Here is a 13,491-nt window from a genome sequence, read left to right as displayed (position 1 = left end):
GCAGGCCGGTGTCAATGGCCGGGGCAGGAGGAGACCGTGCGCGAACGAGATCAAGATCAGGCGCCGAGGTTGCGGCCCGCACCCCGGTTGATGCTGCGCGAGAGCGTGTACGAATCACTCAAACGCCTACTCATGGACAACGCCCTGGAGCCCGGCACCAGGCTGTCGATCGACGGCCTGGCCCGCGAACTGGAGGTCTCACAGACTCCGGTCCGCGAAGCGCTCTTCCGGTGCGAGGCCGAGGGCCTGGTGGTTCGGCGGCCCAACGCGGGCTACCTCGTCGCACCGCTGCTCGGCCGCGACGCGCTCCTCGACCTCTACGACCTCCGGCTCCTGCTCGAACCCACGGCCGCCGCCCGCGCCGCAGCCAACGCGACGGAGCGCGACCGCCAGGACATCGACGACGCCGTACGGGCGATGGCGCCTGCCGTTCACGGTGACAGCTACCAGGCGTACCGCGAGTTCGCCGAGGAGGACGCGAAACTGCACGGCACGATCGCGAACGCCAGCGGCAACCCGCTCATCGCCGAGACCCTGGACCGGTTGCGCGCGCACGTCCACTCGTACCGGCTCTACTTCCGTCACGGCATCGCCGAAGTCACTGCCGGCGAGCACCAGGCCGTCAGCGACATGATCCGCGACCACGACCAGACCGGCGCCGAACAAGCCATGCGAATCCACCTCGAAAACTCCCGAACCCGCCTCCTCGCCGCCTACGACCAGGACTGACCAGAACGCGTCGAGCTTCGAGTCCGTATGCCACAGATCATGTCAGCGTTCGATATCCGCCTCGGGCGCGCAAGCCCCTGAGCACCACCCACTTACGGTAAGCGGCTTCTCGGTTGGGGACCGCACGGCGTGAGTGCAGTGCGGTCCCCAGCTGTCGTCAGGTCATGAGCACAGGAGTCCGAGGACCGTTGCCGTGCCGGGGTGCCCCGGGCTCGGCGAGTAGCCGGGATTCACTCGCACGACGGCGATCGCGGGCTTTGTGCCGCTGTTTCGGGTACATGCAGGCTCCCGACGTACCAACGGTCCTGCGGCTCGCCGCCGAGAGCAGTCCCGAGCTTTCCATCGATCTTGACGACACGTCCTACTTCCTGTCCACGATCGAGCTCGGGCTCGGTGATGCCCCCGGGATGACACGCTGGCGCAAGCGCCTCTTCGTCGCCACCTCGAGCATCACCGCCGACGCCGCCGAGTACTTCGGGCTACCCCGCGACCGCGTGGTCATCATGGGCTCGCGCATCGACGTCTGATCGGCGGGTCAGCTCGTCTTCGCCGGTGGGGCGGCGAGCAGCCGGTTCAGGACATCCTCGGCCTCGTCGTAGCCGGCGTCGGAGATTCGCTGGAGTTCTCGCAGATCGCGAGTTGTGGCAGCGCGGCGGGTCAGCAACTCCCCCGCGTGCATTGCCCCGGGCAACCAGGAAGAAGGACGACATGCCACGCATCGAGCCACTGACACCAGCCGAAGCACCCGGCAAGTCCGCCGAGCTGCTCAGCGACATCATCGAGCGCAGGGGAAGCGTGGGGAACATGGTCGCCACCATGGCCCACTCCCCCGCACTCCTCCAAGGCTATCTGGACTTCTCCCGCGCGATGAAGCGGACGAAACTCCCCAGGCCACTCAGCGAGAAGATCTCGATCGCACTGCAGGAATGGATCGGCTGCGACGTATGCCAGCAGGCCCACGCCGACGCCGGACGGTCCGTCGGCCTCACCGAGACCGACATCACGCTGGCCCGCCAGGCCATCTCCACCGATGATCGCGAGACCCCGCTGCTCGCATTGGCGGTCCAGGTCCTGACCGAGCCCTCCGCCATCACCGACGACACCATCGAAGCCGCGAAGGCCGCCGGATGGAGTGACCGCATCCTCGCCGAGGTCGTCGGCATCGTCGTCCTCAACCAGCTGACCGGATCCTTCAACCTCCTCGCCGGACTCCACCTGACACCGGTGAACTGAGAACCAGGCGCACCGCACGTCCCACAGTTCGGCGGCTCGCCACCACGTTGGGTTCCACCCCGCTTAGCCGGCGGCGCCACCGCGGCGAACAGATCAACGAAACAGCCGCGGTGACGGCTCCGGCAGCGGCAAGGACGCCCAGGGCCACGACAACGACCCCCGTCGACACTCCACCCAGAATCATGCCCAGGGCAACACCGCCGGGGTCAGTACGGCGCCCTCGACCGATGAGTCAGGAACGAACGAGGCGGGCGATCGCGTCGGAGGCTTCCTTGAGCTTGAGGCCGGCTTCCGCTCCCCCGGCGGCCGCGGCATCGACGACACAGTGCGCTAGGTGGTCATCGAGCAGGCCGAGGGCGACCGACTCGAGCGCCCTGGTCATCGCCGTGATCTGGGTAAGGATGTCGATGCAGTACTTCTCCTCGTCGACCATCCGCTGCAGGCCGCGCGCCTGCCCCTCGATCCGGCGCAGCCGCCTCAGGTACGCGTCCTTGTCCCCGATGTACCCGTGCCGCACCTTTTCCGCCATCCCCACTCACCTCTCTTGCCGACTGACCGCACGATACCCAACCGGCGAGTCACCATCCCGGCGACATGTTCGCCCCTTCGTAGTGGGCCTCCCCGTAGCTTCCAGCGCGAAAACAACGATTAACCAGGTCGGCCGGCGTACGGAGGAACTTATTGGCTCCACTGACCCGGCCACGCGACCAGCACGAGATCCTTGCTGGTCGCCGAGACCAGCAGGAGCCGTTTCTCCGCTGGGGTCTTGGCTTGATCGACCACCCCCGTGGTGTCCACCCGCAGCAGCGTCACCGCACGCGCCGACCACGGCAGCCGACCGGGCGTGCTGGCCCCGCGCAAGCGCGCGGTATCGAACGCGGCGAATCTGGGCATACCCCGAACCCTTAGACCTATGCGGGCGACCAGACGTTGTCGTTCGGTCCGGGCATGCGCGGTTTCCGGTCAGCGCCTCGTGGAATCTGGCGCCGTAGCACCGGGAGTGGTTTGCCAGTTGGCCAGGAGAGCAGGCCAGGAGACGGCGGTGCTCGTCCTCCGACCACGCCTCATCCCGGTACTCAGTGAGGGGGATCGTCGGCTGGCCGGGCAGCTTCGGCGCGGTCCAGTCCCTTGAGTGCCTGGAGCGTGATGCGGAGCTGGGCAACGTACTCAGTGCAGCCGTCGCAGTCGTCCTGGTGCTTCTCGAACCCGGCCCTCCAGCCTGGCTCGAGGACGCCGTCGAAGTAGTCGGTGACCAGGTCCACCAGCTCCCGACAGGCCAGGTCCTCAGGCGCTGGCGCGCGCTCCGTAGCGGCGACCGCCTCGGCGGCCACGGGCGCTCTCCGAACGGCGGAAACGACGAGCAGGAGACTCACGATCATTGCCGTTCCGGTCAGGATCCACCCTGACCGGTGGACGCCCTGCTCGCGCGCCAACCATCCGAACGCCAGGGAGACTGGCACAAACAGTACCCACGACAGCGTCCCCACCCCCGACGCGACGCCTGCCCTGATCGTCGAGGGAACCGAGTCGTGCAGGAGGCGGCCCGCGTGAATCCCGACAACCGCGAGGACCAGCGCGAGGACAATCTGAGCGACTACCACGACGGCCAGCGACTGGCTCAGAGCGAGCGTCGCCGCTACGAGCGGGCCCAGGAGAGCGAGTACAACCACGGTGGTGCGACGCTCCAGACGCAACCTGCTGACCAGGTATCCACCCAGGCCCAACGTCGAGACGAGCCCAGCCCAGTACGGGCCGTAGAGCACCGCCGGAGCGGCGAGGACGACCAGCCACACTGGGCCGAACTCGAAAACCAGTTGGGACACGAGCGCGACCAGCGCAGCCAGCAGCAGGACGCGGACCACGTCCCGTTGCCGGGTCATCGTCCGGAATGTCAGGGCGACGTGGCTGCGCAGCGAGACCGGCTCGGTGGAGCGGTGCAGGCGCGGCTCGTCGAACCGCAGAAAGGCCAGCACTGCCAGCACGATGAGCGGGACGGAGGCGAAGTAGGTGAACCTGGCGGAGGTCCATTCGGCGAGCACCCCGCCGACCAGGGCACTGACCACGAATGCGCTGCTCTCCACCATCCGGACCCGGCCGATCCAGGTCTCGTACAGGTCGCTCGAGCCGGTCTCCTCCATGACAACGTCGTACACGACGCTGTCGACCGTGCCTGAGTTCATCGCGAAGTAGACACCCAGGATCATCGCCGCCAGGACATAGGTGGTCACGCTGGTGCTCAGCCCGCCGAGCAGCGAACTGGCCGCGAGCGCGAGGCTGGCGCACACCATCACCCAGTTGCGGCTCCAGCGGTCTGCGAGGATGCCGGACGGCACCTCCAGCAGCGGGACGACAGCGGCGTACGCGGCCGCCATCACGCCGATCGAGGCGGCGTCGAACCCGATCTGGGTCATGAACAGCTTCTCGACCGCGACCCACAGGATCAGCCCCTGCAAACCGACGGCGATCTCCAGTGGCAGCAGCCGCCGGGCAAGTGTGCGGGGCGTCGCCGCGATAACTTCAGCGCCGCTCACGGGGTGTGTCCCTGGCCAATAGTTGCGCGAGTCGTTCGCGGAGGAAGGCGCGGGCCCGATTCAGGATCGCCCGCTGCTGCTCCGGCGTGATCCCTAGCTCGGCCGAGACCTCGGCCGGCTCGCGGTCCTGCACGTCACGTCGCTCCACGACCCCCTTCCACGTCTGGGGCAGCTCCTCCATCGCGTCGCGGAGCCGTTTCCGCACGGCCGGGTCCGACGGGTCGACCGGCCGCCACGGGTCGGGGAACTCCCGCCAGTGCCGGTGATATGGGTCATCGGCGCCGCGGAACTTGTCGTCATCGACCGCAGGTTTCGCGGGGAGCCAACGGCTCCAGCGCGCGATCCGGTTCCAGCGTTCCTCACCCCGCAGGGCCGTGTTGGCCACCGCTCGCGACAGCCACCCCTTCATGCCTGCTCCCCTTCATCTCCGGCGTGCGGTGTCACATCCGCCCCCGCACCCCTCAGCGTGGCAGCCGGACACTCCTGCACACCAGCGTCTAGACCCAATGCCGCGAAGTTAGGGTTCTGGGCTGTCTGTCAAGTCGGGCCCTGCCAGAACACCACCTCGCGGCCGCGGGCGGTGGTGAACACAAACTGCGACCGGTTCTCCCTGGCCCGGTCCAGCGCCAAGTCGACGGCCGCGCCGCGGCGCTGGCAGGACTTGACTGGCACCCGTTCGAGCACCACGGCCTCGGCCGGCCACTCATCCAGCGGGTGGCAGTACACCGCCTTCGTCCGCGGCCACGTGTCGCCAGCGCGAAGTACCAGCCCGTTGCCGTACGGCGCCTGGATCACATATGGCAGCCGGGAGTCCGGATCCGGGTTGCTCGCGATGACCAGGTCGCCCATAACGCCCAATCATTCCAGTCCGGCGCCAAACGGTCAGTTCCGCCCGACCACGGATATCCCGGCCGACCTGGCCAATCGTTGTTTTTGCGCTGGAGGCTACGGGGAGGCCTGGTGGGCACGCGCTGGATCGCAGCCGCTGTTGTGCGTCTAGCGACACGGTTTCTGCAGCTTGGCCTGGGGCGTTGACGCGGGCCGCAATAGCCGGGCGGCCGGGTCTCGCCGAGTTTGTTCTGGTCGTCGGGTACCCGCAGCCGGACTTCGCGCTCTCCAACACACCAGCGAGCACGCCAAGCACCGCCAGGCCGCGGCGAGTTCGTTGGCGATGACCTATACGGTGCGCACGCACGCGCACTGGCAGGCCGCGAGGGTGCCTTGCATGCTGTCCGTCCGCTCCCGAAGCGCTCGGCCGCCGCTAGCCTCGCCTGCATCCCCGAGCGGAGCGGCGACGGCGGTGCGAACGCGCGGCCACAATGCCAGGGCCGTCACGGCGCCGATCGTGGCGAGGATAGCAAGAATGGACCAGGCAGGAGCAAAGCCGGAGCTCGTTCCGATCCATCCAGCGATCGGGTAGGTGATCAACCATGCCAAGTGCGACAGCGAGAACTGGGCCGCGAACGCCGCGGGTAGCCCCGCCGGCGTAGTCGAGGCGCGGATCACCCTCCCCGTCGGGGTGACGATCAGCGCCATACCGGCGCCGATGATCACCCAGATGGGCGCCGTGATCGCCCAGGCGGCGAGCCCGGTGACGGTCATCGCTACCGCGGCGAGCACTCCGACGACGAGTACAGCGGCACCGGCCATCATGACCGTGCGCTCGGCGATCCGGTCGAGCAGCCGGGGCAGGACCAGCGCGACCAGCAATGTGCCGCCGCCGGAGGCTGCGAGCATCCAACCGACATCGGCCTGGGTGCCGCCGAGCTCGTCGCGGACGTAGTTGACCGTGTTGACGACCACGATTGACCCGGCGGCGGCGACCACCAGATTCAGCGCCATGATGCCCCGCAACCGCGGCGTGGTGACGAACGTCTTGATCCCTGATGCCAACCGGTCCCAAACTCGGGTGTGACCGCTTGGCCGGGCATTGGGTACGCGGGTCGAGAGCACCAGCAGCGCGGACGCCAGGAATCCGACCGACGTGCCAACGAACAGCAAGTCGAAGGACATGAACGTCAGTGCCACTGCCGCGAGCACGGGGCTAAGCAGGCTCTCCATCGTGTAGGCCACTTGAGAGGCGGACAGGGCACGCGTGTAGTCGGACTCCTCGGTCACGATGTCGGGGATGACGGCCTGGAACGTCGGCGTGAACGCAGCCGATGCGGCTTGCAGGACGCCGATGAGGACGTAGATGTGCCAGATCTCGCTGACGAACGGCAGCGCGAGTACCAGCACGGCACGAACCACGTCGAGCAGGGTGAGGAACATCCGCCTCGGCAGGCGGTCCGCATAGGCGGCGGCCACTGGCGCGACCAGGACATACATGACCATCTTGATCGTGAGCGCCGTACCAAGGACAGCGCCGGCATTCGGACCTGCCAGTTCGTAGGCGAGCAGGCCGAGAGCGACCGTCGCTAGCCCCGTGCCGAAGAGCGCAATGACCTGGGCACTGAACAAGTGACGATATTCGCGGATGGCGAACAAGCGCATGACGTATCTCCTGGATTCCTGCCGTATCTCGTCAGAGCGATCACACGATACCCCATGCGGGTATCCGAGCGAGCTGAGGTGGGTCTCGGAACGCTGGAATCAGGCCTCAGCCCTGTGAGAACATCAGCGGATGCGCATCCCCGAGATGGCGCGCGAGATCACAAGACGCTGGATCTCTGAGGTGCCTTCGAAGATGGTGTAGATCTTGGCGTCTCGGTGCATGCGTTCTACTGGGTATTCGCGGGTGTAGCCGTTGCCGCCGAGGATTTGGATGGCTTCTTCGGTGACCTTGACTGCTACTTCGCCGGCCTTGAGTTTGGCCATGGAGCCTTCGCCGGTGCGGTAGTCGGGGGTTTCGCCGCGCATGAGGGCGGCTGACATGTTGGCGGCCCGCCAGACGAGGAGGCGGGCGGCGTCGATTTCCATCGCCATGTCGGCGAGTTTGAAGGCGATGCCCTGGTTGTCGATGATCGGGCGGCCGAACTGTTCGCGGCCCTTCGCGTAGTCCAGGGCGAACTCGTACGCCGCGCGCGCGATCCCGATCGCCTGGGCGCCGACGATGTGGCGGGTCATCTCGAAGGTGGCCATGGAGGCGTTGCGGGCGCGGTCGCCGTCCTTGGGTGCGCGGGCCTTCGCGAGGCGAGCGTCGAGTTTCTCCTTGCCACCAAGGACATTGGCGGCGGGGATCCGGACATTGTCGAAGAACACGTCGGCGGTGTGGGACGCGCGCAGGCCGTGTTTGCGAAGCTTCGTGCCCTGTACGAGCCCCTTCACCTCAGTCCGCGGTACGACGAAAGCCGCCTGGCCCTTCGTGCCCAGCGACGGGTCGACGGTGGCGACGACCACGTGGACGTCGGCGATGCCGCCGTTGGTGGCCCAGGCCTTCTGGCCGTTGATGACCCACTCGTCGGCCTTTTCGTCGTACGTCGCGCGCGTGCGGATCGCGGAGACGTCCGAGCCCGCGCCCGGCTCGGAGGAGCAGAAGGCGGCGACCACCACGTCGTTCGGGGTGCCGTAGCAGCGGGGCAGCCACTGGCTCCACTGCTCGGGGGTGCCGTTGGAGAAGATCGCGGAACTGGCGAGGCCGGTGCCCACCAGGGACATGCCGATGCCAGCATCACCCCAGAACAGTTCCTCCTGGACCACGGGCATCAGCAGGCCGGACGGGTCGATGAAGAGATTGATGTTCGCGTCCAGCCCGTACAAACCGATCTTCGCGGCCTCCTGGATCACCGGCCACGGAGTCGTCTCGCGCTCGTCCCACTCGGAGGCGGCCGGGCGGATCACCGACTCGGCGAAGTCGTGGGCCCAGCTCTGGAGTTCCTTTTGATCGTCGTTCAGGGCGAGCGAGAAGGTGCTCCAGCCCGGCTTGGAGCGCTCGGCGGCGAGTTCGCCGGCCAGGGCCATCACATCGGCCGACACTACGGGAGACTCGGTCATGATCTGCGATTCCTCCGACAACGATGACAAGCACTGCAGGGGTGGCGTAACGGTGGTGATGTTACCCACGAGTGTAACTATCGTTTGCACCCAGGGGTACCAGTATGACTAAGATCGGTGCATGAGCTCCGCGCTGCTCGCGATCGGACGCCGCCGGACCACGGCGGAGCGTCGTCGCGACCGCGAGCGCGACATCATCCGGGCTACCCGCGAGCTGTTCGACGAGCGCGGCACGATCGACGCCCAGATCGACGACATCGCCAAGCGCGTCGGAATCAACAAGGCGCTGATCTACCGGCACTTCGCCGGCAAGGAAGAGCTCTTCGCGCTGACGCTGGTCGACTACCTCGGCGAACTGGACGAGCGCCTCCAGCAAGTCGACGGACCACGCCGTACGCCGATGAACAGATTGCGCTCTCTCAGCGAGGTCTTCGTCGACTACTGCCTGGAGTATCCGGCCTTCGCCGACTGCGCGATGAGCCTGCTGCGGCGGACCGGCGAGCAACTCTTCGGTGAGATCACCGAGCCGGTGATGCTCAAGCTCGGCGCCGCGATGGCGAGCGCGCTCGACCGGATCTCGGCCATCCTGAAGGCCGGCCAGCGGGCAGGCGTCTTCGACGAGGTCGACACCGACTACCTGGCCAACCATCTCTACACCCAGACCCTCGGCGCGATGCACATGGCGCGGATGGGCCTCATCGTTTCGCGCCAGGAGTCGGGCACTGACTCAGCCCCGGGCCACCCCGTCGTGCACCACGCCGACATCGCCACCGTCCGCTCCACGGCGATCACCGCCACCTTGGCGACCGCGGTAGGCCGCAAAGCACTCGCCGGTACTACGCCCGCCAAGGCGGCGCCAAAGCGCACCACCAACGGAGCAGCCAAACCCGGCGCCGCCCCCAAGGCAACCAGCGCGAGCAACCCGACCAACACCGGCCGTACAGGCAACACCGGTAAAACGAGCACGACCAGCACCGGCAGTACAGGCAACACCAGCAGTATGAAGTCGACCGGCAAAGCCACCGCCAGGCGCTCAACCTCAAGCACCGCAGGAGAGAACCAGTGACTGAGACCCGCAAGGTGGCTGTCGTCGCCGGCAACCGCATCCCGTTCGCCCGGCAGGACAAGACCTACCGGCACGCGTCGAACTCCGACATGCTCACCGCCGCCCTCAACGGCCTGGTCGACCGCACCGGCCTCGGCGGCCAGGAGCTCGGCGAGGTCGTCGCCGGAGCCGTCCTCAAGCACGCCCGCGACTGGAACATGGTCCGCGAGGTCGTCCTCGGCTCGAAACTCGCGCCCAGCACCGCGGCGTACGACATCCAGCAGGCCTGCGGCACTGGGCTGGAGGCGGCGATCCTGGTCGGCAACAAGATCGCGCTCGGCCAGATCGACGCCGGTATCGCCGGTGGCGTCGACACCGCGTCCGACGCGCCGATCGCCGTCAACAACGCACTGCGCAACGTCCTTCTGGACATCAATCGCGCAAAATCCTTGCAGGACCGCGTCAAAGTGCTGAGCAGAGTGCGCCCGAAGGACATCGTCCCGGAGATCCCCCGCAACGCCGAGCCCCGGACGCGCAAGTCGATGGGCGAGCACGCCGCCCTGACCGCGCTCGAGTGGGGCATCACCCGCGAGGCGCAGGACGAGCTCGCGTACCGCTCCCACCTCAACCTGGCCGCCGCCTACGACCGCGGCTTCCAGCAGGACCTCATCACGCCGTACCTGGGCCTCGAGAAGGACCAGAACCTGCGCGCGGACACGACCATCGAGAAGCTCGCGAAGCTCAAGCCGGTGTTCGGCAAGGGCGAGACGGCGACGATGACAGCCGGTAACTCCACTCCCCTCACCGACGGCGCCTCCGCGGTCCTGCTGTCGACCGACGAGTGGGCCGCCGAGCACGGACTCCGGCCCCTCGCCTACCTGACCCACTCGCAGACCGCGGCGGTCGACTACGTGAAGGGCGCCGAAGGCCTCCTGATGGCCCCGGCCTACGCCGTACCGCGGATGCTCCAAAGAGCCGGCCTGACGCTTCAGGACTTCGACTACTACGAGATCCACGAGGCGTTCGCGTCGCAGGTGCTGTCCACCCTGAAGGCATGGGAGGACCCGATCTTCTGCAAGGAACGGCTCGGCCTGGACGCGCCGCTGGGCGAGATCGACCGTGACAAGCTGAACGTCAATGGCAGTTCGCTGGCGGCGGGTCACCCGTTCGCTGCGACCGGCGGCCGGATCGTCGCCGCACTGGCCAAGCAGCTCGACGAGAACGGCGGCGGCCGCGGCCTGATCTCGATCTGCGCCGCCGGTGGCCAGGGCGTAGTCGCCATCCTCGAGAAGTAGGAGCACACCGAAGATGACGGATCGCTACCAGACCTTCACCCGTACGCCGCTGGGCCGCACGCTGGTGAAGAACCTCGGGCTTCCCGACCCGACCCCGTTGCCGCGCTGGACCGAGGGCTCGGCCGTGATCGACGGCCAGGTGGTCTTCGGCGCGATCGGCGAAACCGATACAGGCAAGGCGATCCAGGCCTTGCTGCGCGACATCGGCGCCTCCTTCAGTACTGCGGCCGAAGGCGTCGCGTCGAGCACGCTGCGCCCGAAGGCACTCGTCTTCGACGCCACCGGCGCGACCTCGACGGCAGATCTCACCTCCCTGCAGCGCTTCTTCTCCCCACTCATCCGCCAGCTCGGTACTGCGGGCCGCGTGATCGTCGTCGGCCGTACTCCGGAGCTGTCCGCGACGCCCGAGCAGCAGATCGCGCAGCGTGCCCTGGAAGGCTTCACCAGGTCACTCGGCAAGGAGGTCAAGCGCGGCGCCACGGTCAACCTCGTCTACGTCGCGCCGGACGCGCAGGACCAGCTCGACTCGACCCTGCGCTTCTTCCTGTCGGCCAAGTCGGCGTACGTCGATGGCCAGGTCGTCCGGATCGGTACCGGCCAGCTGGTCGGCAACGACCCGGCCGCTCCCCTGGCCGGCAAGGTCGCACTCGTCACCGGCGCGGCCCGGGGCATCGGAGCCGCGATCGCGCAGACCCTCGCGCGGGACGGCGCGACCGTGCTCGGCGTCGACGTACCGCAGAACGCCAACGATCTCCGCAAGGTGATCGCCAAGATCGGCGGCAACGAACTGCTGCTCGACGTGACCGCGATCGACGCACCACAACGGATCGCGGCGGCCGGCGCGGACCTCGGCGGACTCGACATCGTCGTCCACAACGCGGGCATCACCCGCGACAAGCGCCTCGCCAACATGCGCACCGACACCTGGGACGCGGTGCTCGACGTCAACCTCCGGGCACCCGAGCGGATCACCGCGCACCTGCTGGAGTCCGGCGGGCTGAACGAAGGCGGCTCGGTGATCGGCGTCTCCTCGATCGCCGGCATCGCGGGCAACAACGGCCAGACGAACTACGCCACCTCCAAGGCCGGCGTGATCGGGCTGGTCCAGGCGCTGGCACCGCGGCTTGCCGATCGGCAGCTCCGGATCAACGCGGTCGCTCCCGGTTTCATCGAGACGGAGATGACGGCGCGGGTGCCGTTCGCGATCCGCGAGATCGGCCGCCGGGTCAACTCGCTGCAGCAGGGCGGGCAGCCGGTCGACGTCGCCGAGACGATCGCCTGGTTCGCCGATCCGGCTTCGGCGGGAGTCACCGGCAATGTGGTCCGCGTCTGCGGCCAGAGCATGCTCGGAGCCTGAGATGCCCACCCGCCGGTACGACGATTCGCCGGGCTTCGGATCGCTATACGCGCGGACGGTCAAGGCGACGTTGCGCAAAGCGGAGTACGAGCCGGACATCGATGGGCTGACTCTGGAGCTGCCGCGCGCGGCCGTCGACCAGGACCACCTGGCGGCGTACCGGGAGGTGACGGGGTTCAGCGCGGGGCCGGCGCTGCCGGTCACTTATCCACACGTGCTTGCCTTCCCGCTGCACCTGGATCTGATGTCCGATCCGTCGTTCCCGTACAAGCCGATGGGCATCGTGCACCTGTCGAACACGATCACCCAGCTCAAGCCGCTGCCGATGCACGCCGAGCTCGCGATCAACGTGCACAGCAGCCCCGAGCGCCCGCACCCGAAGGGCACGGTCTTCGACATCCTCAGCTCGGTGAGCGTGGACGATGAGGTCGTCTGGACCGACTCGACCACCCTGCTGAGCCGCTCCACCGGCACCCCGTCGGCCCACGCCGATCTGCTCCCCGACCTGGCGCTGGAGCCCACGGCCGTCTGGGACCTGCATGGGAATCTCGGCCGCCGGTACGCCGCTGCCTCCGGCGACCGCAACCCGATCCACCTCTTCAAGCTCACCGCCCAGGCATTCGGCTTCCCGCGCCAGATCGCCCACGGCATGTGGGCCAAGGCGGCGGCCCTCGCCTCCGTCCAGCGAGCCGGCGGACTCCCCGACGCCTACACAGTCCGCGTCGACTTCCGTAAGCCGCTGCTGCTGCCCTCCCAAGTCAACTTCGGCCAACTCCGCAAGGGCGCTGCGGTCGATTTCGCTCTCTACAACAAGGACCGCTCCCTCCCCCACCTGATCGGCCAACTCCAGCCACGCTGAGCCCGCGCGACACCGGCGGGCGCGGGCGTCGGTTAGGCCGAAGTTACGTCTGCTGTGACATGGCGAACCCCCTGCTGAGCAGGGGGTTCGTGGTTTGTGCGGGTGGGGGTTCTGTCTACTTCAGGGTCAGCGGGATGACGGTGTTGAGGAGTTCGAAGGCGCGGCGTTGGGTGTTGGTGGGGATGGCCAGGGTGGGTACGACGGGTCCGTCGGGGCCGTATTGGATGTCGTTGCGGGTCAGGGTGGCCAGGTGGTCGAGCAGTGCACGGAACGACCTGACGGGTTGGCCGGTGTGGTCTTTTCGGCGGGAGGCCTTGCGGGTCGCGGCGTCGGAGCGTTGTGCGGGGGCGACGGGGTCGGTGGGTGTGGGTCGATCTTCGTCGGTGAATGTCAGCGGGGCCAGGGATCGGCGCAGGTGCCAGGTCAGGTAGGCGGCGAGCATGACGATGAGCACGTGGGCGCGGACCCGGTCTTCGAGGCGGTGGTAGATCGGGCGCAGGTCGAGGTCG

At 67.7% G+C, this 13,491-nt stretch carries 15 protein-coding genes and 1 pseudogene; 7 read left to right on the top strand and 9 right to left on the bottom strand.

Features of this window, described 5'->3' with window-relative positions:
• Window positions 1-36 precede the first annotated feature (36 nt).
• Entirely contained in the window at window positions 37-729 is a 693-nt protein-coding gene (locus A3ES_RS0139490) for a GntR family transcriptional regulator (RefSeq protein WP_157630998.1), read from the top strand.
• 278 nt (window positions 730-1,007) lie between these two features.
• Window positions 1,008-1,256 carry a KUP/HAK/KT family potassium transporter gene (locus A3ES_RS0139485; RefSeq protein ID WP_020392366.1) on the top strand — a complete coding sequence of 83 codons (249 nt, stop codon included), beginning with the start codon at window positions 1,008-1,010 and terminating at the stop codon, window positions 1,254-1,256.
• An 8-nt stretch (window positions 1,257-1,264) separates the two neighbouring features.
• On the opposite strand, the gene A3ES_RS54645 is transcribed toward A3ES_RS0139485, so the two are convergent.
• Window positions 1,265-1,408, bottom strand: coding sequence for a hypothetical protein (locus A3ES_RS54645; RefSeq protein ID WP_020392365.1), 144 nt, complete (start codon window positions 1,406-1,408; stop codon window positions 1,265-1,267).
• A 29-nt stretch (window positions 1,409-1,437) separates the two neighbouring features.
• On the opposite strand from A3ES_RS54645, the gene A3ES_RS0139475 reads away from it, so the two are divergent.
• Entirely contained in the window at window positions 1,438-1,962 is a 525-nt protein-coding gene (locus A3ES_RS0139475; RefSeq protein ID WP_020392364.1) for a carboxymuconolactone decarboxylase family protein, read from the top strand.
• Between the two features lie 232 nt (window positions 1,963-2,194).
• On the opposite strand, the gene A3ES_RS0139470 is transcribed toward A3ES_RS0139475, so the two are convergent.
• The 7 genes from A3ES_RS0139470 to A3ES_RS0139440 all read right to left on the bottom strand — a co-directional run bounded on the left by A3ES_RS0139470 (window position 2,195) and on the right by A3ES_RS0139440 (window position 8,426).
• Complete coding sequence (locus A3ES_RS0139470; protein WP_020392363.1) at window positions 2,195-2,491, bottom strand: metal-sensitive transcriptional regulator; 297 nt, start codon at window positions 2,489-2,491, stop codon at window positions 2,195-2,197.
• Between the two features lie 149 nt (window positions 2,492-2,640).
• Entirely contained in the window at window positions 2,641-2,856 is a 216-nt protein-coding gene (locus A3ES_RS0139465) for a hypothetical protein (RefSeq protein ID WP_020392362.1), read from the bottom strand.
• A gap of 182 nt (window positions 2,857-3,038) precedes the next feature.
• Window positions 3,039-4,493 (bottom strand): MFS transporter, encoded by a 1,455-nt coding sequence (locus tag A3ES_RS0139460; protein WP_020392361.1) that lies wholly within the window; start codon window positions 4,491-4,493, stop codon window positions 3,039-3,041.
• Entirely contained in the window at window positions 4,480-4,902 is a 423-nt protein-coding gene (locus tag A3ES_RS50060) for an RNA polymerase sigma factor (protein WP_020392360.1), read from the bottom strand. The genes A3ES_RS0139460 and A3ES_RS50060 overlap by 14 nt, the downstream gene beginning before the upstream one ends.
• A 128-nt stretch (window positions 4,903-5,030) precedes the next feature.
• Complete coding sequence (locus A3ES_RS0139450) at window positions 5,031-5,342, bottom strand: hypothetical protein (RefSeq protein ID WP_020392359.1); 312 nt, start codon at window positions 5,340-5,342, stop codon at window positions 5,031-5,033.
• Between the two features lie 327 nt (window positions 5,343-5,669).
• On the bottom strand, window positions 5,670-6,986 hold the full coding sequence (locus tag A3ES_RS0139445) for an MFS transporter (protein WP_020392358.1): 1,317 nt from the start codon (window positions 6,984-6,986) through the stop codon (window positions 5,670-5,672).
• Window positions 6,987-7,109: 123 nt separating this feature from the next.
• On the bottom strand, window positions 7,110-8,426 hold the full coding sequence (locus A3ES_RS0139440) for an acyl-CoA dehydrogenase family protein (protein ID WP_020392357.1): 1,317 nt from the start codon (window positions 8,424-8,426) through the stop codon (window positions 7,110-7,112).
• Window positions 8,427-8,547: 121 nt separating this feature from the next.
• Between A3ES_RS0139440 and A3ES_RS50055 the strand changes: the two genes are divergently transcribed.
• From A3ES_RS50055 to A3ES_RS0139420, 4 genes are read left to right on the top strand one after another with little or no spacing between them, the layout of a single operon-like run.
• Window positions 8,548-9,492 (top strand): TetR/AcrR family transcriptional regulator, encoded by a 945-nt coding sequence (locus A3ES_RS50055; protein WP_020392356.1) that lies wholly within the window; start codon window positions 8,548-8,550, stop codon window positions 9,490-9,492.
• Window positions 9,489-10,766 carry an acetyl-CoA C-acetyltransferase gene (locus A3ES_RS0139430; RefSeq protein ID WP_020392355.1) on the top strand — a complete coding sequence of 426 codons (1,278 nt, stop codon included), beginning with the start codon at window positions 9,489-9,491 and terminating at the stop codon, window positions 10,764-10,766. The genes A3ES_RS50055 and A3ES_RS0139430 overlap by 4 nt, the downstream gene beginning before the upstream one ends.
• A gap of 13 nt (window positions 10,767-10,779) precedes the next feature.
• The gene (locus tag A3ES_RS0139425; RefSeq protein ID WP_020392354.1) at window positions 10,780-12,123 is read left to right on the top strand and encodes a 3-oxoacyl-ACP reductase; all 1,344 of its coding nucleotides are present in this window, start codon (window positions 10,780-10,782) and stop codon (window positions 12,121-12,123) included.
• Window position 12,124: 1 nt separating this feature from the next.
• Window positions 12,125-12,982 (top strand): MaoC/PaaZ C-terminal domain-containing protein, encoded by an 858-nt coding sequence (locus A3ES_RS0139420; protein WP_020392353.1) that lies wholly within the window; start codon window positions 12,125-12,127, stop codon window positions 12,980-12,982.
• Between the two features lie 115 nt (window positions 12,983-13,097).
• Here A3ES_RS0139420 and A3ES_RS50050 read toward each other — a convergent pair.
• Window positions 13,098-13,491, bottom strand: a pseudogene (locus tag A3ES_RS50050) (IS1634 family transposase); the annotation flags it as partial.

The sequence above is a fragment of the Kribbella catacumbae DSM 19601 genome (genome assembly GCF_000372465.1).
GTDB lineage: Bacteria > Actinomycetota > Actinomycetes > Propionibacteriales > Kribbellaceae > Kribbella > Kribbella catacumbae.
This window is presented reverse-complemented; position numbering and strand designations above follow the sequence as displayed.

Bases quoted from the DNA above. Each gene is read 5' to 3' on its own strand.
- A3ES_RS50060 (WP_020392360.1), bottom strand. From the start codon at position 4,902: ATGAAGGGGTGGCTGTCGCGAGCGGTGGCCAACACGGCCCTGCGGGGT.
- A3ES_RS0139465 (WP_020392362.1), bottom strand. From the start codon at position 2,856: ATGCCCAGATTCGCCGCGTTCGATACCGCGCGCTTGCGCGGGGCCAGC.
- A3ES_RS0139420 (WP_020392353.1), top strand. From the start codon at position 12,125: ATGCCCACCCGCCGGTACGACGATTCGCCGGGCTTCGGATCGCTATAC.
- A3ES_RS0139485 (WP_020392366.1), top strand. From the start codon at position 1,008: ATGCAGGCTCCCGACGTACCAACGGTCCTGCGGCTCGCCGCCGAGAGC.
- A3ES_RS54645 (WP_020392365.1), bottom strand. From the start codon at position 1,408: ATGCACGCGGGGGAGTTGCTGACCCGCCGCGCTGCCACAACTCGCGAT.
- A3ES_RS0139445 (WP_020392358.1), bottom strand. From the start codon at position 6,986: ATGCGCTTGTTCGCCATCCGCGAATATCGTCACTTGTTCAGTGCCCAG.
- A3ES_RS0139440 (WP_020392357.1), bottom strand. From the start codon at position 8,426: ATGACCGAGTCTCCCGTAGTGTCGGCCGATGTGATGGCCCTGGCCGGC.
- A3ES_RS0139450 (WP_020392359.1), bottom strand. From the start codon at position 5,342: ATGGGCGACCTGGTCATCGCGAGCAACCCGGATCCGGACTCCCGGCTG.
- A3ES_RS0139470 (WP_020392363.1), bottom strand. From the start codon at position 2,491: ATGGCGGAAAAGGTGCGGCACGGGTACATCGGGGACAAGGACGCGTAC.
- A3ES_RS0139475 (WP_020392364.1), top strand. From the start codon at position 1,438: ATGCCACGCATCGAGCCACTGACACCAGCCGAAGCACCCGGCAAGTCC.
- A3ES_RS50055 (WP_020392356.1), top strand. From the start codon at position 8,548: ATGAGCTCCGCGCTGCTCGCGATCGGACGCCGCCGGACCACGGCGGAG.
- A3ES_RS0139425 (WP_020392354.1), top strand. From the start codon at position 10,780: ATGACGGATCGCTACCAGACCTTCACCCGTACGCCGCTGGGCCGCACG.